Genomic DNA, 21880 nt, shown 5'->3' with positions numbered 1-21880 from the left:
TGATGCGCAGTCATTGCCCGACAGCCCATCCGCGTCATGATGTCCGCCCCACTGCCGTAATGTCGTCGCGCCAGCGCTCCGTCACCGCTTCGGGCAGCGCACCCCCCGCCTGCACCGCCGCACCCAGATGCCGTTCCACCAGCGCCACCGCCTGATCCAGCACCACCACCCCCTGGGCGGCCAGATCGGCCCGCACCGCCGCCACCGCGTCGGCCACCCCTTCGGCCGTGCCGCGCCCCAGCGACAGCACGACGCCCAGATAGAAGCGGAACTGCGCGCGGTTGGTGTCTTCCAGCACGGCGATCCGCCGCGCGATCTCGGCCAGATTGGCTTCCGCAGCCGCCCGATCGGCGGCGGGCAGGCCGCCCAGATTGGCCCGGGCCCGATCGGCCAGCCCGGTGGCCGAGCGGATCATGCGTTCGGTCATGTTGATCGCCGAGATGGTCAATGCCGCCGACCGCACCCGTTCCCGCCGGACATCGCGCGCACCCCGCTCCGCCTCGACAGAGGCCGCCGTCAGCTGCCGGCGCACGCTGTCCAGGCTGCCGGTGATCTCGGCATTGCGGGCCAGAACCTGCCGGTAATCGGCCTCCAGCCCGGCCAGGCGTGCGCCCGGATCGGCCGTCGCGGCCGCCGTCTGCGTCGGGGGCGCGGCGGCCGCCTGTGCGCGGCTCAGCTCGGCCTGCAGGGCGCGGTTGCGCTCGACCGCCTGGTCATAGGTCGCCTGCAGCGCCGCCAGCCGGGCATCGCTTTGCGCCCGCCCCGCGCCCTCGGCCTGCGCCCGGTCCAGCGCCGCCTTCAGCCCGGCGATCTCGTCGCGCGCGCGGGCATGTTCGGCCGTCAGCGCCCCCAGCCGCGCCTGGGCGGCCTTTGCCTGCTCCAGTTCTGCCTGCAGGGCATCGGCGCGCTGCTGCGCCGCCTCGGCCGCTTTCCGGTCGGCGGCGCTCTGCTCCTGCAGGCGGCGCAGTTCGTCCATGGCCCGGGCCTGATCGGCGGCGCCGGGCACATCGCTGCCCCTCCGGTCGATCAAGGCGAAGGCGCGACGCAGCTGTTCGTCCAGATCCGGATTGCCGGACAGCGGTCGCCAGTTGTCGTCGCGCTTGGCCATGAAAACGGGGGCCGAGATCACCAGGCGGAAACCGGTCTCGGCGCTGCGCAGCGGCCGGCCGTCCAGATAAAGCGGCACCTCGCGTCGTGCCCCAACCCCCACCCGGTCGGCCGCGTCCGATGCATTGCCGCCCTTCACCAGAAAACCGCCGATCTGCCCGCCGGGCGCGTCCGGCCGCATCGGCCGGAACAGGTCGAGCATGATTTCATCGGCATTGCCGACCACGTCGTACAACCCCAGAAGATTGGGTGCCCGCCGTCCCACCGGATAGACCGCCTCGCCCCTGGGTGGGGGCGACTGGCTGTCGCGCAGGCTGGCGATCTGGTCCAGCCGGCCGGGCACCACCCGGCCGGTGGCCTCGCGCATATCCGGCAGCGCGGCATTCTGCGTGTCGGCCCCGGCATGGCCACCGCGGGCGGCGAATTCCCATTCCGCTTCGGTCGGCAGACGCACGAAGCCGGGGGCGCTTTCCTCCCACGGCAGCAGGGCCGGCTTGCCCTTCGCCCGCATCCCGGCGTCTTCCTGCAACAACCATTGCGAATAGGCATCGGCGAAATTGATCGCGTCCAGCCAGTTGACCCGCGTCGCCGGCTGAACCCGGGTCGCCTTCACCCCGGCGGCGGCCGTCTGCGCGTCGGCGCAGGTGACCGCACCGCCGGTGAACACGGCGTATTGCGGCGCCGTCACCTCGTATTTGCCGATATAGAAGGCCCGGCGGATCAGCCGCCCGCCATCGTCGGTGCCGTCGCTGAACCCGCCGCTGACCGGCGCCGTCCAGGCACCGTTCGTCGCCTGGACGGTGGGCTGCACCCCCTGTTGGGGCACCACCATGCCCAGATGCGCCTCCACATTGTCCAGAATATGGGCCAGGTTGAACGTCACCTTGCGGAACACCATCCGGCGGTCGCAGGGCATGGGCAGGATCAGCTCGTCCGGCAGGCTGAGCGCAGGCGCGGCCGCAGGGCAGGTGAACCGGGCATCGATCTCCCTGACATTGATGCCCGCCGCCGCCACGGCATCCGCCGTGGCGGCCGGGTCGTCGATCCGGCACCAGATGCCGGCCGCGGCCTCCCCCCCGCCTGCGGCGGTGGCCGCTGCGGCCGGCGGAATGACCGCCGCGGCGCCAAGAGCCGCAGCGGCTGCAGCAGCGATGATCGCCCGTAACCCCGACATGAAGCTCTCCGTCATTGATCGCGCAATCCCTCGGCCGGCGGAACCCGCATGGCGCGCCGGGCCGCGGCCATCGAGGCCAGAAGCGCGGCCGCAGCCGACCCGGCCACCGCGATCGCCAGATGGGTGCCGGTGATCCGGCAGATCACCCCGTCCAGCGCCAGCTGGTTCCGGAACACGTTGTTGATCACCGGTTCCATCAGGTAATAGAGCCCGATGGCCAGTGCCGACCCGGCAAGTGCGGTGACCACCGCATGGATCAGCGGAAACAGGCCGATCGCGGCCGAGCTGAACCCCACCAGTCGCAACAGGCCGAACTGGCGGGTCTTGGTCTCCATCGCCGCCACCTGGCTCACCCCCAGGCTGACCAGATAGCCGCCGCCGCCCAGCCCCGCGACCACCAGGAAGATGATGGTCAGCCCGGCATCGAAGCGCTGGATCAGGCGGATGTCGTACAGCCGGGTCTGGGTGTCGATGTGCAGCAGCGCCAGATGGTCGCGCAGCCCTTCGACCTGGTCGATATCGCCGGCATAGATCCGGAAGCTCGCGAAACTGCGTGGCCCCTCGGGCAGGGGCCGGCCCTCGCCGCCGATCAGGGGGGCTGCATAGCCTTCGCGGTAATCCTCGGTCGCCAGCAGCAGCTCGATGGGCACGAAGGCCGCGTCGCGCTCGAAGGCGGCCACCGGCAGCACCCCGGTCACCGTCAACTCGGGGCGCACCGCCTCGCGCTGTTCGTCCATGATCCGGCCGATGGTGGCGCCTGCCACATCCCCCGGCGCCAGCCGCAGTTTCTCGGCCGCACGCTGGCTCAACACCACGTCGAGCGGGCGGATCGGAACCGCAATGTCCTCGGGAAACAGCGGATCGCCGGCACGGGTCGGGATCAGCTCCACCTCTACCCGCGCCCCGCCATCGGGCCCGCGCAACTGGATGGAGGTGGTCAGATAGCGGGTGTTCGGCGCCAGAAAGGCCACATCCGGACGTGCCGCCAGTGCCGCGAACCAGGCGTCGTCCAGCCGGTACTGGCCGATGGGCCGCAGCTCGCGCATCTGGGCATTGTTGCGCAACTGGTCGCGCATGCTGCTGACGATGCCGAATTTCAGGCCGAACAGCACCAGCAGCGGCGCCAGCACCGCCGCCATGGCCAGTGCCATGCACAGCGTCAGCCGCAGATCCAGGCGGATGTCGCGCAGCGCCAGCCCCGCCGTCAGCAGGGTCAGCCGCAGGGTTTCGGCCAGCCGGCCGGCCAGGGATAGCGGGGGAAGGGGGGGGACGGGGCGCCGCGCCGTCATGTGTCGAACCGGGCGCGCACCGCTGCCCCCTCCGCCCGGGCGCCGTCAAGGCCGGCATCGACCATCCGGTGGTGGATGCGGCGCAGGCCCATCCGCTCCACCCGGTCCCAGTCATGGGTGGCGATGATCGCGGTCACGCCGTTGCGCCGTGCCTCTTCCACGAACAGCTCCAGCACCAGATCGGCATTCGCCGGGTCCAGTGCCGCGGTCGGCTCGTCGGCGATCACCACATCGGGGCCATGGGCCAGGGCGCGGGCGATCGCCACCCGCTGGCGTTCCCCCACAGACAGATCCGCCGGGCGTTTGGCCAGCTGCGGGGTGATGCCCAGCCGCTCCACCAGCGCCAGCACCTGGCGGTCGTCCGTCTGGCCCAGCAGGGCCGGGCTCAGCATCACATTGCGGCGCACGTCCAGAAAGGGCAGCAGCCCGCCCACCTGCGGCACATAGCCGACATGGCGCCGGCGCAGCACCGTCAGCGGATCCATCCCGCGGCGCCGCGCCAGGCCCCAGACATCCACCAGCGGCCCCCGGCGCGGCCGGAACAGGAAGCGCCCGGCCACCTGAAGCGGCGGCAGGATGAAGGCCAGAACGTCCAGCAGCGTGCTTTTGCCGCAGCCGCTGGGCCCCGTCACCGCCACCACCTCGCCCTGCTCCAGCGTGATCCGGCCGATCTCCACCTCGAAGACCGCGGTGCCCGACCGCCGCTGCACCACCACACCTGCAAGATCGAACAGCGACCCGGCCGTCATCAGGGTAACAGGCTGAAGGGAACCGCGTGGACCTCCAGGCCGCGATCGCCCGCCCCCAGATCCTTCCACACATCCGATGCCGCGATGTCGCGATAGCTGGTCGATTTGTAGATCAGCTCGTCGATCACCGCCTGCTGGCCGGTGAAACCCTTGTTCAGCCAGTCGGCAGGGCGCATGTCCAGCAGCTCGGTCGTATAGGGCAGCCGCGACAGATAGGCCGGCAGCAGCCCCAGTTCGGCGATGCTGCGATAATCGGCGCCGTGGCGGCCGGGATCCTGGGCGGTGGCGGCCGCCAGGCTCTGCAGCAGGTCGAAAAAGGTCTCGGGGCTGGTCGAGGCCGCCTTGGCCTGGGCGATGATCGCATCCAGCCGCTGGCCCAGCTCGTTCAACTGGTTGCGGGTCAGGAACACCGACACCTTCAGCGCCAGACGGTCGGGATCCTGCAGATCCTTGTCCGAGGCCCAGGCCGCGAAGAACTGCGGCACCTTGTTGTTTTCGATCCGGCCGATATAACGCTGCTCGGCGTTGAACATGTGATTGGCGATCAGCTTGCCGATATCGACCGTCTCCGGGTCCGGATTCAAGGGCAGATCGACCTCCGGGGTCAGCTTTCCCTTGTCCAGGTTGTTCACCGTGTCGGCGATGACCGAGGTGATTCGTGACGCTTTCAGAAGAAATTCATCCACGGAAGCCGCTGGCACGGCGGTATAATAATTCGTCAGTCCATCTGCCTGGCCAAGCACCTGATACTGCTGGCGCGCACCCGCCACATTCCCGGCGCGTTCGGCTTCGGCCGAGATCAGATGTACCGGAAACAGGCCGATATTCTTCTGCGCGGCCAGTTCGCGGATGTTCAGGATATCCACCCCCTGATATTTCGCTCGCGGATCATTGCCCCGCAGCGCCCCGGCATCGGTCACCAGGATCACGAAGCGCGCATCGAAGCTGTCCCACGACATGTCGGTGATCGCTTCGTACAGCCCCGCGACCGCATCCTCGCTGAAATCATGCGTGGAGACCGTCGCCTCGTGCACCTCGCCCAGCCGGGCGACCAGCCGGCCGGGATCGGCCCCGGGTTCCAGCTTCTGGAAGACCCGGGTTTCGTATTCCAGCCGCGATTTCTGCGGTTCCCGGCTCATGTCGCTGCGAAAGGCGACCAGGCCGAAACTGGTCCGGTCCAGCAGGCCGCCGGCACGCAGTTCTTCATACGCCACGCGCACCGCATCGCGCACCCGTTCGATATAGGGGCCCATCGAAATCGTGGTGTCGACGACGAAGACGATGCCGATCCGGAGCTTCGGCAACGCTTCTTTGATCCGCCTCTCGCGCTCTGCCTCGGCAGTCCGGCGGTTGGCCTCGTCGATCCGGCGCTGCTGGGCTTCGGCCTCGCTGTTCAGGCTGGCGATCTTCAGCAGGGTGACCGGAACGCCGGTCGCGTCGACCTCGGTACGCTCGAAATCCAGAATCGGCATCAGATAGCCGCCTTCGGTGGATCCGACACCGCCGGTCACGCCGCGGGCCTCTTCGAACGAAACCACCCCGCCCTCGGGGGTGCCCCGGCGGGCGGCCGTCAGCAGGCCGGCCACGGTCTGCTGCGGGTCGGCGGCATTGACCGCCGCACTCAATGCCGGCGCCTCGTCGAAGAACAGCACCGGCCGGCGCTGCCCGACGGGGGTGTATTCCATCACCAGCATGGTCGACCAGTCCTGCACCTGATCGGCGGCAAGCCAGCCATCCACGCGGCCATAGGCATCGGCGCCGACCTGCACCCAGTCGCGGCCGCCCGCCTGGCGGCGGTCATAGACGTAATAGATGCTGAACACCGCCGGCCGGCCGATCACGCGCCCGCCCGCATCGGGGGCCGCCTGCAGGCTGGCGCCCGGCAGGGTCAGGACGCGCTGATAGAATTCGGTCTCGCCGTCCACGGGCAGGGGCGCGCGTTCCTGCGCCCGCCCGCTGCCCGGCGGCAGCAGCGCGACCATCAGGCCCATCAGCAGTGCCGCCGCCAGCGGGCCCCTGGCCGCCCGTCTTATCCATCCGTATCCGGTCATACGTCCGTCACCCACCGCTCGACCCGTTCCTGATCGGTGTCTCCTGCCAGCGCGACACCAGGTCCCGCGCAGCCTGGTCGCCCTCGGCGGCGCGGCGCTCGGCCCAGGTCTTCAGATCCCGCAGCCCCTCGCCCGCCGCCCCGGCCGTCTCCTGCCCGGCCAGCGCCCGCCGGTACCAGGTCTGGGCGGCCCGGGCATCGACCAGGCTGTTGCGCACCGGCACATCGCTCGGCCGCGCCGGATCGTAAAGCTGCGCGATCTCAAGCGCCGACTGCAGGTCGCCCTGATCGGCGGCGGCGCGCAGCAGGATCAGCGCGAAGGCGACATCGCCGCAATCGTCGCGCAGACCCGCAGCGGCCTGCCGGGCCGCCGCGGGGTCCAGCGCTTCGGTCTTCATCTGGCGGTCCAGCGTCTCACGCCGCTCTTCGGGCGACATGGCGCAATAGTCCACCACCTCGGGCCCGCCGAACATCGTCCAGGCGCCATAGCCACCGCCGACCAGGATCAACAGACCCACCACCCCGGCGGCGATCGGCAGCACCGGCAGGCCGCCCTTGGGCGCGGGCACCAGCCGCGCACCGCATTCCGGGCAGACGAAATTGCGGTCGGACGCGCTGATGATCTTCCTTGCGGCGGCCACGCTGCAGGTTTTGCCGCCGTCATAGGGCCGGGTGTTCAGGCACCGGCCGTACTTCATGGTTCCGGGAGCCATCGGCCGGTCACTCCACGTTCAGGATCTTCTCGAAAGTTTCCTGCGCCGCCGCGCGGTGCAGGCGATAAAGTTCGCTGCGCCGGCCGTCGGGTTCCGACGCGGCCACATCCTCCAGCCGCTTCACGATCCCGGCACGCAGCTCCCGGCGGGCATCCATATGGCGGTAATCCGTGTCCAGCAGCCGCTTGCAGTGGTCGCGGATCTGGATCAGTTCGGCATATCTGATCCGCTCATGGGCGGTGAACGGGTTCTTGCCCAGCACGATGTCGTCATTGGGCAGGCCGTCGGGTCGGTTGGTTTCGGCCACCACCTCGGCCACGCCGCGGCTGTTGGTCACCACCTTCATCACCTGCAGCTGATCGGCAAGGATCAGCCAGGGCAGGCTGTTCAATCCGCCGGCCTCGGCGATGAACAGGTCGGGCAGTTCGGCGGCGGCGTCCTCGGTGTGCAGTTCCAGCCGGGCGACATCGCCCTTGTCCTGCATGCGCCTGTTATAGCGGTCGCGCAGCTGGCCCAGGATCCCCAGATGCCTGAGCGGGAAATTGCCGACGAACGAAATGATCGACAGTTCATGCGGCCGGGCGCTATAGGCCTGGGGCGGCAGCAGATCGGTGCTGGCGGCCTGGAAGGCCTGGTCCAGCCGGCTCAGGAATTCGGCATGATCGGGCGCTGCCGGGCGGTTGACGATGATCGACGGCCGCACCGCCATCTCGCCCGATCCGGCACCGGCGGCCGGGCCGGTCTTGCCACGCTCCACCGCGTTGAACGGGGCGAAGACGCCGGCGGCATTGACCAGATCGACGGCGAATTTGGTCAGTTCGTGGTCGTTGGCGCCGAAACGGTCGCGCAGCCGGCGGATCAGCGACACGTTCAGGATCCGGTCCCGATCCAGCTCGACATTGGCGTCATGGGCGGCCTTGGCCTCTTCGGCCGCAACCTGGCGAACGACACTCGACAGCGCGCCGCGCACCAGCGATTCGTTCAGCAGCTCGAAGCGTGGATCGTCGCCCAGACGCTCCGCCCCCAGCAGGGCCTCGCGGACATGCTGGGCCAGCGCCTTCATCGCATCCGGGTTGATGCACAGCCGGTCGACGACCTCCTTCACCCGCCCGGGGTCGTAGAACTTGACGAAGACATTGGTCAGATCGCCGGCATGGCGATCGTTCAGCCGGGCATCGATTTCCTTGCCCAGCTGCTCCATCTCGTCGTCGAAGCGCGACAGGGCACGGTTGATCGCCCCTTCCAGGCCGATCAGCTCGTTGGCCGTCTGGCGCATCAGCCCCTGGCCATAGGTCACCGCCTCCACCTCGGTCTGGAAGCGGTAGAGCAGGGTGCAGACCACGGTGTAGCGCTCATAGGTCGTCCGCCAGCGCAGCGGCCGGGTGATCATCCCCAGGCTGCTCCAGCCCGCCATCAGGCCGACCAGCTCGTTTTCGGCGTCGCGGATGTCCTCGCGCAGCGTCCGCAGCACCTCATCGGTGCGCGACAGACGTTCCTCGATATCCGCCCGCAACCGTTGGATGATTGAAACGAGATCGGTCAGCGAATAGGTGCCGTCCTGCCAGCGGGCGATCATCTCGCGCTCGATGCCGCGCACGATGAAACGGGCGGTATCGGCACGGCCCTTGCCGCGAACGTCGTAATATTTGGTCACGCCTTCGCCGCGATAGGCGGACCGGTATTCCTCGTCGAACTGGTTGCGCAGCTCGTCGAAGGTGCGGGATTTTTCCAGCTCGGCCACCGCCGGTGCCGTGCGGGCGCTGAACACGCCCCATTCGCTTTCGATGGAACTTTCCCAATAGCCCAGGCGCGCGGCCTCGATATCCTGCTCCAGCACCGGCACCACGCCCAGGAAATGGTCGGCGGTCACCCGCCACCGGGCCTGGTTGTCGGCATTGCGGGCGATCTGGTCGTAATTGCGGTCCGGGGCCTCGTCGCGGAAACCGAACGCGTCGCTCCAGTTGTTGTAGCGCAGCTGGCGCAGCGCCGCCCGGGCGAAGCGGTAGCTCAGGAATTCGGTGATCTCTTCCTCGGGCACCGCCACGCGTTTGATGCCGAAGGCGAAGAAGTTGCGCGCCCGCGCCGGGATGTCGGTGCCGGGCACCTTTTCGGGGTCGGCGCCGTGATTTTCCAGCGTCTCGGCCGGCGACCCGCCGACGGCGGTGATCTTGTCGAACAGATAGTCCGACACGATCATCGGCAGCTCCTGCTGCACATTCACCGCCCGGCCGCGCTCGTTCTCGTTGGTAACGACGTACACGCCCTTGAAACGGTCTTCCTGGCAGAGGATGCGTTTGCCCGACCCGCAGATGTCGAAGGGCCGGTACTGGCCCAGCATCATCGCGTTCAGCTCCATCAGCGCGGCATAGCCGTTGGCGTGATACGAGCCGTTGTCCCAGTTGGGCTGCGGGTTGGCATCGGGCAGGATCGCATAGACCACCACCCGGTCCTGCTGGCTGGTGGATTTGTCGAGCAGCTGGGCGACCACATCGACCACGGCGCCGCTGCCGGTGCCGCCGGCCAGGCCGCAGACCACGTGATAGGTGACGCCCAGCTGCTGATGCCGTTCGGTCAGTTCGCGGGTCAGGTGCAGAACCTTGTCGCGGAAGGCCTCGGCATTGCAGGCGAACAGAAACCGTCCCAGCCGCCGGCGCTGCCCGCCGGCCCCGGCACTGACCACGTTCGACGGCACCTGGTCCCACAGCTTGCGATCGCCGATCCAGGGCTGGATGCCGGGATAATTGTCCAGGCTGGCCAGGCGCGACGTCAGATCCTGCTTGCCGATCTTCAGCTGGCTGGCCGGGCGCAGCTGGACATTGGTGCCCAGCACCACCCAGCTCTTGTCGTCCAGGCTCATCATCTCGTCGCTGGAGTCGACATACAGATACTCCAGGCCGACATCCGGGATCCGGTGGCCGCCGAAATCCTGGAAGATTCTTTTACGTAACGATCTGATAACGCGACCGCCAGTACCACCGATACCGATTACGAAATGATTTGCCATCGGCAACCTTCGCCCCAGCCCATTGGTATATTCGGGGATGATCGCCTAAAAAGGTAATTTTGGAAACCCATATCGCATGAACAAATGCATACGTCATCACGTTACCATACCATTGCATGGCTTCCTGCGACCTGCACGATGCGCCTTATAATATATTTTAACGGAAAATTATCCCGTTTTAGTAGAAATTTATGCCTGGATGATTTCCTCAGGGTCGTATCGGCAACCGAAAGCGAACCATTGCATGAATTTCAGGTTCTTAAGTGCCTGCATTCCCGATATATTTCGTCGGAGCACTGCAATTATCGACGCGTAATCACCACCGGCCCGCCCGGCAGGTGGTGTGCCACCAGGCCCAGCGCCGCCGCCAGGCGGTCGAGTGCGGCATCGCCGCCGCCGTCGAGATTGAGGCTGGCGCTCACCCGCATGCCGGCCAGATCGGCCTCGGGGATGAAACTGGCGCCGCCGCGATAGGCATCGATCATCGCCACCGCATCATCCAGCCGGCGGCCGTCGATCAGCAGCACGCCGCGGGTCCAGGCTGCGATCCGGTCGGGATCGATCCGGTCCAGCGCCACGTCGCCATGCCCGAAGGTCAGCCGGTCCCCCGGCCCCAGCGGGTAGCGGCCGGGGTCTTCAGGCCGCTCGTGAGGAACCGCCACCTGTACCCGGCCACGAAGCACGGCGACCGAGACCGTGCCGCTGGGCCGGCGCTCCACCGTGAAACTGGTACCCAGCACCATGGCGCGAACCGTGCCGGCGGTCACGGTGAAGGGACGGTCGGGATCGCGGGCCACGTCCACCAGCAGCCGGCCACGGGCCAGGATCACATCGCGCCGCTCGCCCGCCATGGCAAGATCCACGGCCGAGGCCGCATCCAGCATCATGCGGCTGCCATCGGCCAGCAGCAGCTCGCGCCGCTCGCCCACGCCGGTTGCGACATCATGGGTCAGGCTCCGGATCGCCCCCTGCCAATGGCCGCGGGTGGCGAGCGCGCCATAGCCGATCACCGCCGCCGCCAGCACCGATGCGGCCAGCGCCTTGAGCACCACGGCAGCACGCCGCTGCCGCCCCTCTGCCGGCCGGTCGGCCACCTCCACCGCCAGGGCGTCTGCGTCCGACCACACGCTTTCGATGCGGCGGGCGATGGTTTCGTGAGCGGGAGACAGGCGCCGCCAATCGGCCCAGGCACGGGCTGCGCGGCCGTCGGGGTCATCGCCCGAGGTGGCGCGGGCATAGAGTTCCCAGCCCTGCTCCTCGTCGACAGGAGCCGGCCGGCCGTCTTGTCCGTCGCCTTGGGGAGAGGAATGCTCGCCGGCCATGCCCTCGTCGTCGCCGCCCTTACTGGTGGCGGACCCGGCAAGGGGGGCGCGGGTCCGGCGGCTCCAAGTTCTAGCGGAAGGTCCGGATCACCGCAAGCAACCGGCGGGCGGCCGCCGCCGTCTCAGCTCTCATGGCCGGCGGCGTCCAGACGGTCCCGGAAATGGCGCATGGCGCGGATGACGTGCTTCTCCACCATGTTGCGGCTGATCCCCAGCCGGTCGGCGACATCGGTATGGCTCAGCCCGTCGAGCTTGTGGAGCACGAAAACCTCGCGACAGCGTGGCGGCAGCTCGTCGATGGCACCGCGCAGCAGGGCCAGGCGTTCACGCTGCTCGATGCTGCGTTCCACCGACGGCACCGGCACCTCCACCGCCTCGGGCGCATCGTCCAGCGCAACGAACCGGCGGCGTTCGCGCGTTTCGCGACGCAGGATGTCGAGTGCGATATTGGTCGCGACCCGGAAGATATAGGCACGCGGATGACGCACCGTCCCGATCGCCGGCCGGGCCGTGCCCGACAGCCGGACGCAGGCGTCCTGCACGGCCTCTGCCGCCAGCATGTCGCATCCGAAGCGCTGTCTCAGATAGCGCCTCAGTTCCGTCTGGCTGTCGACGAGCAGTTGATCGAGCGTCATGCCGCCGCTCCGGTAATCATGGGGGCTCTCGCCGTCAGCGACTGTGCCTCTTTTGAGAATGATTATCAATAGCGAGAATTAGCATCCTCATTCCGGAATCCGGACCTCTTCGCCCTCCATCGGCCAGGCCATCGGCAGACGGCCCGTGACGGGATGGGCGATGGTGCCGTCGGCCGTCCGGAACAGCACGTCCGACACGCCCGCGCCCTCGCTGCCGGGCAGCCAGGCCAGAACGAAGGCGTCCGATGCCGCCAGTTCAGGGCCCACGAACAGGGGCCGGCCCGACAGGAAGACGCTGACGACCGGCAGGCCCGCTGCCTTCAGATTTTGCAGCATCGCCTGTGCCCGGCCGCCGTCGCTGCGGCCGAAATCCAGATCCGGGCGGTCGCCGGCCATTTCGGCATAGGGGGTTTCGCCGAAGACGGCGATCACCACGTCCGGGCGGGTGGCGAAGCGGCCGTCGGGCGCCAGTTCGGCGCTGCCGCCGGCACGGGTCACGGCCTGCGCGATCCCGCCGAAGATCGAGGTCGCGCCGGGGAACAGGTCGTTGCGGCCGGTGCCGCCCTGCCAGTCCAGCGTCCAGCCGCCGGATTGCATGCCGATATCATCGGCGCCGGGCCCCGTCACGCCCACGCGGATATCGGCGGGCAAGGGCAGCAGATCGCCGGCATTCTTCATCAAGACCAGGCTGCGGCGCACCGCCTCGCGCGCCAGGGCGCGATGGGCTGCGGCCCCCGGTTCGGGCAGGCCGGCGGCGCGTTCCGACGGGGCGGGCCGGTCGAACAGCCCATAGCGCAGCTTGACCCGCAGGATCCGCCGCACCGCATCCTCCAGCCGCGCCGCCGGGATTTCGCCGGTCTGCACGCGCCGGACCGTATCCTGAAACAGCCCCCGCCAGTCGGTGGCGGCCATGAACATGTCCAGCCCGGCGGTCATCGCCGCGGGGCAGCTGCCCGGGGTGCAGCCCGGCAGCGCGGCATGGCCGTCCCAATCGCCCAGCAGGATGCCGTCGAAGCCCATCCGATCCTTCAGCACCCGGGTCAGCAGCCCGTGATGGCCGTGCAGCGCGGCGCCGTTCCACGATGAAAACGAGGCCATCACCATCTGCACCCCGGCGGCCAGGGCCGGCGGATAGCCGGCGCCGTGGATGTCGCGCAGCGCAACTTCTGGCAGTTGCGTATCGCCGCGATCAATGCCTTTGGTGGTGCCGCCATCGCCGATGAAATGCTTGGCGGTGGCGATCACCCGGCCATCTTGCAGGAAATCGGCTCCCACCGGCCCCTGTAACCCTTCGATCGCCGCCCCCGCCAGCCGCGCGACCAAAGCGGGGTCGCTGCCGAAGCTTTCATAGGCACGCCCCCAGCGGGCATCGCGGGCCACCGCCAGCGTCGGGCCGAAGCTCTGGTCCAGGCCGGTCGCCGCCACCTCGGCCGCGATCGCCCGGCCCACCCGGCGCACCAGATCAGGGTCGCCCGCGGCCCCCAGCGCGATGTTGTGCGGAAAGACCGTGGCGCCGATCAGCCGGTTGTGGCCGTGCACCGCATCGGTGCCCCAGATCACCGGAATGCCGCTGCGTGCCAGCGATGCCGCATGATAGGCATCCGCCGTCGCCAGCCAGCGCTCGCGCGGCACCAGCCCGGTCCCGCCGGGGGAGGAATTGCCCCCGGCGAACAGCGCCCCCAGCGGCCAGCGCGCCAGATCGGCGGGGGTCACCTCCGCCACATCGGCCATGATCGTCTGGCCGACCTTTTCCTCCAGCGTCATCCGGCCCAGAAGGGCATCGATCCGCGCCTCCAGCACCGGATCGGCCGCCAGCGCCCGCGCCGGCACCGGCCAGATCTCCGGCCGCACCGTCCCGGCCGCCCCGGCACCGCCGGCCGTCAGCACCAGCGCCATCAGGGCTGCGGCCAAACGCGCCCTCAGAGCGGCAGCTCTTCAAAAAAATGCCCGTCGATGTCGCGATGGCCTTCCAGCACGGTCACCACCTCGAACCGGTCGTCGATATAGCGGAAGAAGATGACATAGCCGCGATGGACAAAGCTGCGCAAGCCTGCGGCCAGCTCGGGCCGGGGCCGGCCCATCTGGCCGGGCAGGCTGGCCAGATGCTCGCACTTCATCACCAGATCAGCGGCGAAGGCTTCGGCCATCGCCGCATCCTGGCTTCGCTGCATCACATAAGCCGCGATCGCCGCTAATTCCCGCACGGCTGGGGTCAACAGAATCAGGCGCGGCACTCAGCGTGAGCCCTGATCGGATCCGATCTCCGCCACCGCCGCAGCGATTGCCCGGCGGGCATCATCAGCACTGTTCTCTCCGCCTTCGGCGATCGCCGCCTGAATGGTGTCGCGCAACGCCTTCAGCCTGGCCTCGCGCTCTTCCACCAGGCGCAGGCCTTCGCGCACCACCTCACTGGCCGAGGCATAGCGGCCTTCCTCGACCACGCTGTCGACGAAACTTTCCCAGCGCGCACCGATCGACACGTTCATGGGAGCTGACCCTCCGGAGGATTGGCCTTCAATCCTAACAGGATGTCAGTTTTTGCACAATTAATAGCATCGAACCGCAAGCCCCTTGCGCCTACCTGCCTGCCAGACCTGCTGCCGTTCGTGCCGGCGCCTTGCGCAGCCGCTCCTGTTCGGCATCCAGCAGGCGATCCATCTCGTCTTCGCCGACACCGTCGCCCTCGGCAATGGCGGCCTGGATGGTCTCACGCAGTGCCTTCAGCTTCGCCTTGCGCGCCTCGGTCATGGATGCCGGCCCTCCGGATGGGGTGGATCCCGATCCTGGCAGGCGGGCGGTGACGGCGCAATCGGGGCAGCGGCCCGCGAGACGGCCGGCGCCGTCGTCGGGCCGGCGGGCGATCCGGTCAGGCAGCGCCCGCGGGGCGGCACACGCCGCCATGCCAGCTGATCGCGGCGGCGGAAACAGATGCATCGACATCGATGTACTCCTCCGCCACGCAGCCGGGCACGCGGAAGGTCACTGCCGCGGCAGAAACAGATGCATCGGCATCGATGTTCCAGCACAGCGGGCCGCGATAGCTGGACGACGACGCCGAGACAGATGCATCGGCATCGATGTAATTCTCCGCCGCGCAGCCGGGCATGCGGAAGGTCACTGCCGCGGCGGAAACCGATGCATCGACATCAATGCAGGTTGCGCCGATCCGGCGGCCGGCGGCGGACGGAACGCCGCCGGTCTGGCGCCAGGCGGCCATCATGTCGGTGGTGGTCTGCATCATCATGACTCCCGGGTTCGACAAAGGGGCGCGGGCGCAGAAATCTGCGCGCCTGCGCAGCGCGCATCTTCGATCGGGGCCGGGCCGGATGCAGCGGCCACGTGGCTGCCGGGCGACGACGGTTTACCAGCCTCTGGCCCGCCGCCGGCCGGGTCGTCATGCTGGGCCCCTCACCCCTCTGGAGGATCACGGGATGACGGCCCTGACCCGCGTCGACGACACCACGCTGCCGGCCTTCGCCGCTTTCCTGATGGCCAGGGCGGCCCCGGATGTGCGGGACTATCTGGCGACCACCGATCTTCGGGCGCTGTTTCTGGACCGGCAGGGTGCCGAGGCCTGGCTGCAGGGTGCCCCCGCGGCCCCCGCGGCGGCGGTGACGCTGGCGCGGGCGCCGCGCCATGACGGCTGCATCGTCGTCTCGGCGCAGATCCTGACCGCCGGGGGCGGGCTTGCGGCGGCGGAAGCCTGTCTTGAGGCGTTTCTGGACCGGGAAGACCGGATCGCCCCGGTGGCGCGGCTCTACCGGATCACCGAGCAGACCCACCAGCCGACCCCGGCCGCGCGGCTCGCCGCCCGGGGCTTCACCCGCATGCCCGGGCTTTGCGAATACCGCCGCCCGGCCGGCCCGCCCCGGCCGGGGGAATTCGTTCTGGCGGACCAGGCGCTCGGCGCCGGCTATGGGCTTGCGCTGTTCGACGATCCGGCACGGCCGCCGGACCGGGCGGTGGCGGACCGGGTGGCCGCCATCCACAACCATACCCTCGGCGCGCGCGGCTCGGTTGCCGACTGGACCGCAGATGTGGTTCAGGGCCGTCTGTCACAGCCGGGAAGCGGGCTGATCGTCGCCCGGCGGGGCGGCGAGATCGCCGGCCATATTCTGTTCCAGCAGATGGCGGGCGGCATCCTGGTGATCGAGGCCTGTCTGGCCCGCGCCCATTGGCGAAGCGGCGCCATCGATGCCATGTGCCGGCTGATGGCCGAACGGGTCTCTGCGCCGCGCGGGCTGGACGTCGTGGCCTGTGCCGACGTCACCAACGCCGCCTCGCGCCGCGCGATGGAGCGCGCCGGCATGACATTGGCCGGCGAACATCATCTCTGGGAACGACATGTGGCGGCCGGGGCGTCGCTCCGCCCCGGCCCACAGGATCACCGCCGCCCGGACGATCAGCCGCGGCGGCCGGACACCGACGGCGCCATATCCTCGCCCAGGCAGCCGGAGATGTAGGCCGTGGCACTCGCTGCCGCCATCGGCGCATCGCCGCCCGTGCCCGGCGCCGCCGCAACGCAACCGGCGCCGCCGGTCTGCCGCCACAGGGCGAGTGCCGCGGACCCGGTCGTCTGGTTCATGCCCGTCATCGACATGGATCATCTCCCGTCTGATCATCCCGCCGCCCGCCGGCGGGGCGTGGCCCCAGTTCAGCGCCGTCGCAGGCCGTCATCAATCGAAAGCGGTGCCGGTCTCGACGGTCATTGACTCACCCGGGCATCACCCCAGGGCCAGAACCGGGCGGATCACCTGCGGCGACAGCCGTTCCAGCAGCACCTGCCCCACCCCCGCCAGCCCCTGCATCAGCCCGGGGCGAAGATGCCGGCCGGCGCCGGCCAGGATGAAGCCGTCGGGCGTGGCGGCGCGCGCCAGCCAGGCCGCCAGCCGCCGGTCGGCCAGCTGCATCAGCCCGCCATCCCCCCGCGCCCGCGCCGCCTGGATCAGCAGCGACAGCCGCCCGGCCTGGCCGCAGCACAGATTGTCGCGCCCGCCGTCGGCCGTGGCGCAGCTGCAGGCGATGGCATGGTCCAGATCCCGCGCCGCCGCGCCGTCATCCAGAACCCCATTGTCCAGAATGGCCAGTGCCGCAAGCCGCCCGAAGCCGATGCCGGTGGCGCCATGGCACCATTGCACCGGAAAGGTGATCCGGTCCGGGCGGCGCAGATCGGGCCAGTTGCCCCGCCCGGCATCGAACAGCCGGTTTTCGAAAGCGAGCCCCTGACGCGCGGTTTCGGCGAAGCCCGCCTCCCCCGTCGCCGCGGCCAGCGCCGCCAGGGCCTGGACGATGCCGGCCGCACCATGGGACTGGCCGGCAAGCGCGCGGCCCGCCACCCCCGGCCAGCCCGCGCGGCCATCGGCCGGGATATGGCGGCCGCAGGCGACCGCCCGGGCCAGCACCGCATCGTCACCGGTCGCCCGATAAAGCGCCAGCAGCCCGCAGATCGCCCCGGCCGCACCGCCGATCAGGTCGAACACCCGATCGGCGGCGATGGCCTGGGGCGTGATCCGGGCCGCCGCGCGGCGGGCATCCTCCAGCAGATCCGGCCGGTCCAGCAGGCCGGCGATGCGGGTCAGCCCATAGACCACCCCGCCCCAGCCGTCGAAACCGCCGATGCCCTGCAGGCCGTCGGCCGCTTCGGGCAGCCCCGCCGCCAGCCGGTGGCGGAGCGGTGCCAGGGCTTCCAGCGCCAGTGCCTTCAGCGCCAGCCCGCCCGGCATCTTGCGGCCCGCCTCATCCGTCGCCGCCGCCCCCGCCAGGAACAGGGCGATGCCGATGCGGCCGTCGTAAAGATCATCACCCAGAACGGCCGGCTCCAGCGCCTGGCCATCGGCAGAGATCCGGGTGCCGATCCAGGCCGCCGCCCCATCGGTGCGGATGGCATCCTCCGCCAGCCGGGCCGCGATGGCATCGACCATCCGCCGGGCCGCCGCCGGGTCGAAACCGCCGGCCGGCACCGCCCAGGGCCTGGGCTGCGGCAGCGCCGGCAGATCGGCCCCGGTCATCGCCTGGCGGATCAGGCCGGTATGCATGTCCAGCTCGGCGCAGATCCGATCCAGCCGGGCCGCCAGGCGTGGCAGCACCGCCGGCTCCAGCAGGCCCTTTGCCACCTCTCTGCCCTCGGCGAAACAGCCGTCGGTGGCGCCGGTGCCGGTGAAGACCGGCACGTCGTCGCGGGCCAGCGCCGCGCGTTCAGGGGCGAGCAACTCCCAGCCGGCATCCTCGCCCGGTCCATCGCCCAGATCCCAGCGGGCCGTCCGGATCGGGCGTTCGAAATGGCGGCTCCAGGCGATGCCGTCGGTCTGGGCACCGGGATGGCGCGCCGCCTGGCGCAACTGCTCGTAATAGCTGGTCGGGCGCAGCACATGGCGGATGCGGGCGGCGGCGAAACCGGCAAGCGGCCCCTCTGCCGCCAGCAGCGCCCCGCGATGTGCGGCCAGAAAGCCGATCATCGCGCGATAGCCCGCCACCAGATCCGCCGCCCCGGCCCCCGGCATCGCCGGCCGGCCGTCGATGGTGATCGGGATGCCGGCGGTCGGCCGGGTGACCGTCTGCACCTCGAAGGCCATGGCGTCGCGGTTGACCGCCGTCCACCCGGGCAGCCGCACGGTCTCTTCGCCCACCGGCGCCAGCGCGCCCATCCGCACCGGCCGCCCGGCCAGCCGCTGTTCGCGCGGCAACAGCCCCACCGCCAGCACCGAGCTTTCCAGCCGCCGCCGGGCCGCCTGGTCGGCGCAGAGCACGGCCGCGGCCGCCGGCACCAGGGCCAGATCGGGCTGGAGCATCGCCTCCAGATCCACCGGCACCGGCACGCCATCGACGATGTGAACATTCTCGTGATGCAGGTCGCTGCCGCGCAACACATGCATCACCGCCAGCAGCCCGCCCGCCCGGCGCCAGAAATCCGGCGCTCCGGCCGCGGTCAAGGCAGGCGCCTGGGGCACGAAGCCCATCCAGCCATGGCTGCCGCAATCCAGCACCGGGGCCGCCCCAAGCGCCACCGGCGCGCCATTGGCCGCACACCATTGCACCAGATCATGCCAGGCGGCCTCGGCGGCCAGCGATCGCGGCTTCCACACCAGGCGGGCGCCGTTTTCGAAGGTCAGCACCATCACCCGCCGCCCGCCCTCATGCGGGTCCGACAGCTCGGTCGCGATCGCGGCCACCCGCCCGGCGCCGCGGCCGATCAGCCGGTCGAGCCGGCCCCGATCCGCCGCCAGCCGCGCCAGGAAATCGCCGGTCGCGGCGATCCACTGGCCGCGGATCGTCGCCGCCAGGCGCAGCATCACCGGCCGGGCGGCGATCAGGTTCAGCAGCGGCCCCGCGCGCAGGGCGGCGGCAAAACCCGCCACCAGCCCGCACCCTTCCGGTGCCTCTTCTGCCGGCCCGCCGCCGGCGCGGCGGTAGAAATCGAAACTCTCGAACAGGCTCTGTCCGGTCACCTCGCTCAAGGCCCGCAGCAGCGCGATGTCCAGCGCCGCCAGCGCCGTCTCGGTGATCAGCCCCACGGGCGGCGCGCCCCGGGCCCGGCGCGCCTCCACCACCGCCGGCCAGAGCAGCCCGGCGAAGGGGATCTCGTCCCAGGCCGCCGCCGGGCAGGGCCGGCCGCCATCCCGGCCATCGATCAGCGCCGCCAGCAGCGGCCGGGCATGGCGGGTCCAGCCGGGCAGCGCGCCCCCCGCTTGCAAACGCACCGGTCCCAGCAGCGGCAGCACCGCCTCAAGCGTCAGCCCCCGGCGGGTCAGCATGCGGTCGAACCGCGCCCGGTCGCCGGCGGTCGCCGCCTCGACCCAAAGATCCAGCGCCGCCGCGGCCCGCGCCGCCGCGTCGGGGGCATCGACGGGCGCGAAACCGCCCGACAGGCGCTCGTCGAGGCTGGCCGCCGCAGCGGCCAGGGCGGACCAGTCCAGGTCAACGGCCATCACATCCCGGTATCCATCTCGTGGTTGGCAGGGCGTGGCGATCATATACTCACGATCGGCCCTTCCCTGCAGCAGCCCCAGGATCACGACGCCGATGGCGGTTTACCCCCATGGAACCTCCCCCTGTGGAACCTTCCCCCGTGGAACCTTCACCCCGCTGACCGCCGACACCGCCGCCATGCTTGCAGCCTTCCTCGCCGCCCATGCCGACCCCGAGACGCGCCGGATGGCCGCCGAGCCGGGCGCCGCCGAACGTCTGGTCATCCGCAACACCCGGACGCAGGATCCGGTGCGCGACGAATTCTGGCATCTGGACGGCCGGCTGCGCGCGGTGCTGACCAGCATCCGCACCCGCCGCCCCGACGGCCGCGGCCTCGTCAACCTGGTAATCTGGTGCCCGGCCGACGACCCCGAGGCGCTGGCCGCCTGCCTGGACCAGGCCCTGAACCGAGAAGCCCTGGCAAGGGAGAGGGACAGGCCGGAAGGCGCCGCCTGCGACACCCGCTACACCCCGCTGCCCGGCCGGACCGAGCCTCTTGCTTTGCTCCGCGCCCGGGGGTTCCGGGAACGCGCCGGCCGGGTGCGCTATCGCCGCGACCCGGCCCCGCTTCGTGCCACAGAGGTGCCCCATGCCGACCGGGCCCTGGCGCGCGGCTATGCCACACGGCTGATCACCGCGGCCGAGGCGGAGGCCTGCGCCGATCTGTTCGACCGGGTCGCCCATATCCACAACCGCTGTTTCGGCGCCCGCGGCGACGGCGCCGGCCTGACCGGCCGGGTGATCCGCGCCGCGCTCAGCCCCCCGGGCAGCGGCCTGATCCTCGCCAGCCGGAACGACGACCTCGCCGCCTATCTGCTGTTCACCGCCGGCCATGACGGCCTGCTCGGCAGCGAATGCGCCTGCCTGCGCCGCCACTGGGGCTCCGGCGCCGCCGACCTGGTCTGCCGCGAGATGATCACCCACGCCTGGACCCATGGCCGCCAGGCGATCACCGCCTGGGCCGACGCCACCAACACCGCCTCACGCCGCATGCTGGAACGGGCGGGGTTGCAGCTGACGGACAGTTTCAACCACTGGGTGCGACCGCAGACGCCGCCGTGAACACGCGACCGCCCGCCCGGCCCGGGCACCTTCCATGACCGGAGCAAATGGCCAGGCCTTCCGGCCTCTATGTCCGATCCAAACCTCGCCACCCACAGCACACCCCCTCTACCGTCATCCCGGCGAAGGCCGGGATCCAGGTAGGCGTCCACGGGAATGGACAGGCGACCGGGCGTGCGGACCACCATGTCGGCCATCACCACCGGACCAGGGCGTTCAGCGTTCTTTGTGGGGGAACGAACCTGGATCCCGGCCTTCGCCGGGATGACGGTGGGGAGGATGTGCCGGGACTGGCAGCGACAGCGCCGGACATCAACGGCGCGGCGCGGGGATGGTCAGAGGGCTGAATCGACCGTCAACCCGGGGGGACCGGGTTGCGCGGTTTCCATGACCGGAGCAAATGGTCATGCCTTCAAACCTTAATGAGGGTTAAGCATGAAGACCAGGATGAAGTTTCCATGACCGGAGCAAATGGTCATGCCTTCAAACAGAAGCAGAAAACCATCTGGTTATTCTCTGGTTTCCATGACCGGAGCAAATGGTCATGCCTTCAAACTCCCCTCCTTCCAAACCCTTGTCAAGAGACCTCCGAAAGCACGGTTTCCGTCGGGTCGTACCCATTTGCATAACGGGTTATGCACTCCAATTCTTGTCGGCGTTTTCAATCATAATATCAATATCTTAGCATTTCCACTAGGCGATTTCCATCCGTTCACGCGCCCCATCCGCCGCGGCACAGCCGAAAGGCATCCGCCCGTTCAGCGACGGCGCCGGGACCGCCGGCAGCAGGCGAAGAGGCTGGATTCCCGT

At 69.7% G+C, this 21880-nt stretch carries 16 protein-coding genes; 2 read left to right on the top strand and 14 right to left on the bottom strand.

Annotated elements, in window-relative coordinates:
- Positions 1 to 34 precede the first annotated feature (34 nt).
- The 13 genes from WI697_RS04010 to WI697_RS03950 all read right to left on the bottom strand — a co-directional run bounded on the left by WI697_RS04010 (position 35) and on the right by WI697_RS03950 (position 15260).
- Entirely contained in the window at positions 35 to 2281 is a 2247-nt protein-coding gene (locus WI697_RS04010) for an SUMF1/EgtB/PvdO family nonheme iron enzyme (protein ID WP_345957470.1), read from the bottom strand.
- 11 nt (positions 2282 to 2292) lie between these two features.
- Positions 2293 to 3570, bottom strand: coding sequence for an FtsX-like permease family protein (locus WI697_RS04005; protein WP_345957469.1), 1278 nt, complete (start codon positions 3568 to 3570; stop codon positions 2293 to 2295).
- Positions 3567 to 4304 (bottom strand): ABC transporter ATP-binding protein, encoded by a 738-nt coding sequence (locus WI697_RS04000; protein ID WP_385997727.1) that lies wholly within the window; start codon positions 4302 to 4304, stop codon positions 3567 to 3569. Before WI697_RS04000 ends, WI697_RS04005 begins: the two co-directional genes overlap by 4 nt.
- A gap of 14 nt (positions 4305 to 4318) precedes the next feature.
- The gene (locus WI697_RS03995; RefSeq protein WP_345957467.1) at positions 4319 to 6370 is read right to left on the bottom strand and encodes a vWA domain-containing protein; all 2052 of its coding nucleotides are present in this window, start codon (positions 6368 to 6370) and stop codon (positions 4319 to 4321) included.
- Between the two features lie 7 nt (positions 6371 to 6377).
- Positions 6378 to 7082, bottom strand: a complete 705-nt coding sequence (locus tag WI697_RS03990; RefSeq protein ID WP_345957466.1) for a hypothetical protein — start codon at positions 7080 to 7082, stop codon at positions 6378 to 6380.
- Positions 7083 to 7089: 7 nt separating this feature from the next.
- Entirely contained in the window at positions 7090 to 10086 is a 2997-nt protein-coding gene (locus tag WI697_RS03985) for a tubulin-like doman-containing protein (protein ID WP_345957465.1), read from the bottom strand.
- Positions 10087 to 10388: 302 nt separating this feature from the next.
- Complete coding sequence (locus WI697_RS03980; protein ID WP_345957464.1) at positions 10389 to 11408, bottom strand: FecR family protein; 1020 nt, start codon at positions 11406 to 11408, stop codon at positions 10389 to 10391.
- Between the two features lie 122 nt (positions 11409 to 11530).
- Positions 11531 to 12043 carry an RNA polymerase sigma factor gene (locus WI697_RS03975; protein WP_345957463.1) on the bottom strand — a complete coding sequence of 171 codons (513 nt, stop codon included), beginning with the start codon at positions 12041 to 12043 and terminating at the stop codon, positions 11531 to 11533.
- Positions 12044 to 12130: 87 nt separating this feature from the next.
- Positions 12131 to 13954, bottom strand: coding sequence for a glycoside hydrolase family 3 protein (locus WI697_RS03970; protein WP_345957462.1), 1824 nt, complete (start codon positions 13952 to 13954; stop codon positions 12131 to 12133).
- 8 nt (positions 13955 to 13962) lie between these two features.
- The gene (locus WI697_RS03965; protein ID WP_345957461.1) at positions 13963 to 14277 is read right to left on the bottom strand and encodes a type II toxin-antitoxin system RelE/ParE family toxin; all 315 of its coding nucleotides are present in this window, start codon (positions 14275 to 14277) and stop codon (positions 13963 to 13965) included.
- Positions 14278 to 14529: a type II toxin-antitoxin system ParD family antitoxin gene (locus WI697_RS03960; RefSeq protein WP_298647444.1), complete on the bottom strand. Its 252-nt coding sequence runs from the start codon at positions 14527 to 14529 to the stop codon at positions 14278 to 14280. It lies immediately after the preceding gene.
- A gap of 91 nt (positions 14530 to 14620) precedes the next feature.
- Complete coding sequence (locus tag WI697_RS03955; RefSeq protein WP_345957460.1) at positions 14621 to 14791, bottom strand: hypothetical protein; 171 nt, start codon at positions 14789 to 14791, stop codon at positions 14621 to 14623.
- A gap of 118 nt (positions 14792 to 14909) precedes the next feature.
- Positions 14910 to 15260 carry a hypothetical protein gene (locus WI697_RS03950; protein ID WP_345957459.1) on the bottom strand — a complete coding sequence of 117 codons (351 nt, stop codon included), beginning with the start codon at positions 15258 to 15260 and terminating at the stop codon, positions 14910 to 14912.
- 214 nt (positions 15261 to 15474) lie between these two features.
- On the opposite strand from WI697_RS03950, the gene WI697_RS03945 reads away from it, so the two are divergent.
- A complete protein-coding gene (locus tag WI697_RS03945; RefSeq protein WP_345957458.1) occupies positions 15475 to 16506 on the top strand; it encodes a GNAT family N-acetyltransferase in 1032 nt (343 codons plus the stop codon).
- Between the two features lie 261 nt (positions 16507 to 16767).
- On the opposite strand, the gene lanM is transcribed toward WI697_RS03945, so the two are convergent.
- Positions 16768 to 19968, bottom strand: a complete 3201-nt coding sequence (gene lanM / locus WI697_RS03940) for a type 2 lanthipeptide synthetase LanM (protein WP_345957457.1) — start codon at positions 19966 to 19968, stop codon at positions 16768 to 16770.
- Between the two features lie 94 nt (positions 19969 to 20062).
- Here lanM and WI697_RS03935 point away from each other — a divergent pair, with 94 nt between their 5' ends.
- Positions 20063 to 21070, top strand: coding sequence for a GNAT family N-acetyltransferase (locus WI697_RS03935; RefSeq protein ID WP_345957456.1), 1008 nt, complete (start codon positions 20063 to 20065; stop codon positions 21068 to 21070).
- The last annotated feature ends 810 nt before the right edge of the window (positions 21071 to 21880 follow it).

It is taken from the genome of Tistrella mobilis, assembly GCF_039634785.1.
Classification (GTDB): domain Bacteria; phylum Pseudomonadota; class Alphaproteobacteria; order Tistrellales; family Tistrellaceae; genus Tistrella; species Tistrella mobilis.
This window is presented reverse-complemented; position numbering and strand designations above follow the sequence as displayed.

What these genes read in the sequence shown, in the direction of transcription:
- WI697_RS04010 (WP_345957470.1), bottom strand. Translation starts at nt 2,281, where the DNA reads ATGTCGGGGTTACGGGCGATCATCGCTGCTGCAGCCGCTGCGGCTCTT.
- WI697_RS04005 (WP_345957469.1), bottom strand. Translation starts at nt 3,570, where the DNA reads ATGACGGCGCGGCGCCCCGTCCCCCCCCTTCCCCCGCTATCCCTGGCC.
- WI697_RS03995 (WP_345957467.1), bottom strand. Translation starts at nt 6,370, where the DNA reads ATGACCGGATACGGATGGATAAGACGGGCGGCCAGGGGCCCGCTGGCG.
- WI697_RS03990 (WP_345957466.1), bottom strand. Translation starts at nt 7,082, where the DNA reads ATGGCTCCCGGAACCATGAAGTACGGCCGGTGCCTGAACACCCGGCCC.
- WI697_RS03985 (WP_345957465.1), bottom strand. Translation starts at nt 10,086, where the DNA reads ATGGCAAATCATTTCGTAATCGGTATCGGTGGTACTGGCGGTCGCGTT.
- WI697_RS03980 (WP_345957464.1), bottom strand. Translation starts at nt 11,408, where the DNA reads ATGGCCGGCGAGCATTCCTCTCCCCAAGGCGACGGACAAGACGGCCGG.
- WI697_RS03975 (WP_345957463.1), bottom strand. Translation starts at nt 12,043, where the DNA reads ATGACGCTCGATCAACTGCTCGTCGACAGCCAGACGGAACTGAGGCGC.
- WI697_RS03960 (WP_298647444.1), bottom strand. Translation starts at nt 14,529, where the DNA reads ATGAACGTGTCGATCGGTGCGCGCTGGGAAAGTTTCGTCGACAGCGTG.
- WI697_RS03955 (WP_345957460.1), bottom strand. Translation starts at nt 14,791, where the DNA reads ATGACCGAGGCGCGCAAGGCGAAGCTGAAGGCACTGCGTGAGACCATC.
- WI697_RS03950 (WP_345957459.1), bottom strand. Translation starts at nt 15,260, where the DNA reads ATGGCCGCCTGGCGCCAGACCGGCGGCGTTCCGTCCGCCGCCGGCCGC.
- WI697_RS03945 (WP_345957458.1), top strand. Translation starts at nt 15,475, where the DNA reads ATGACGGCCCTGACCCGCGTCGACGACACCACGCTGCCGGCCTTCGCC.
- lanM (WP_345957457.1), bottom strand. Translation starts at nt 19,968, where the DNA reads ATGGCCGTTGACCTGGACTGGTCCGCCCTGGCCGCTGCGGCGGCCAGC.
- WI697_RS03935 (WP_345957456.1), top strand. Translation starts at nt 20,063, where the DNA reads ATGGCGGTTTACCCCCATGGAACCTCCCCCTGTGGAACCTTCCCCCGT.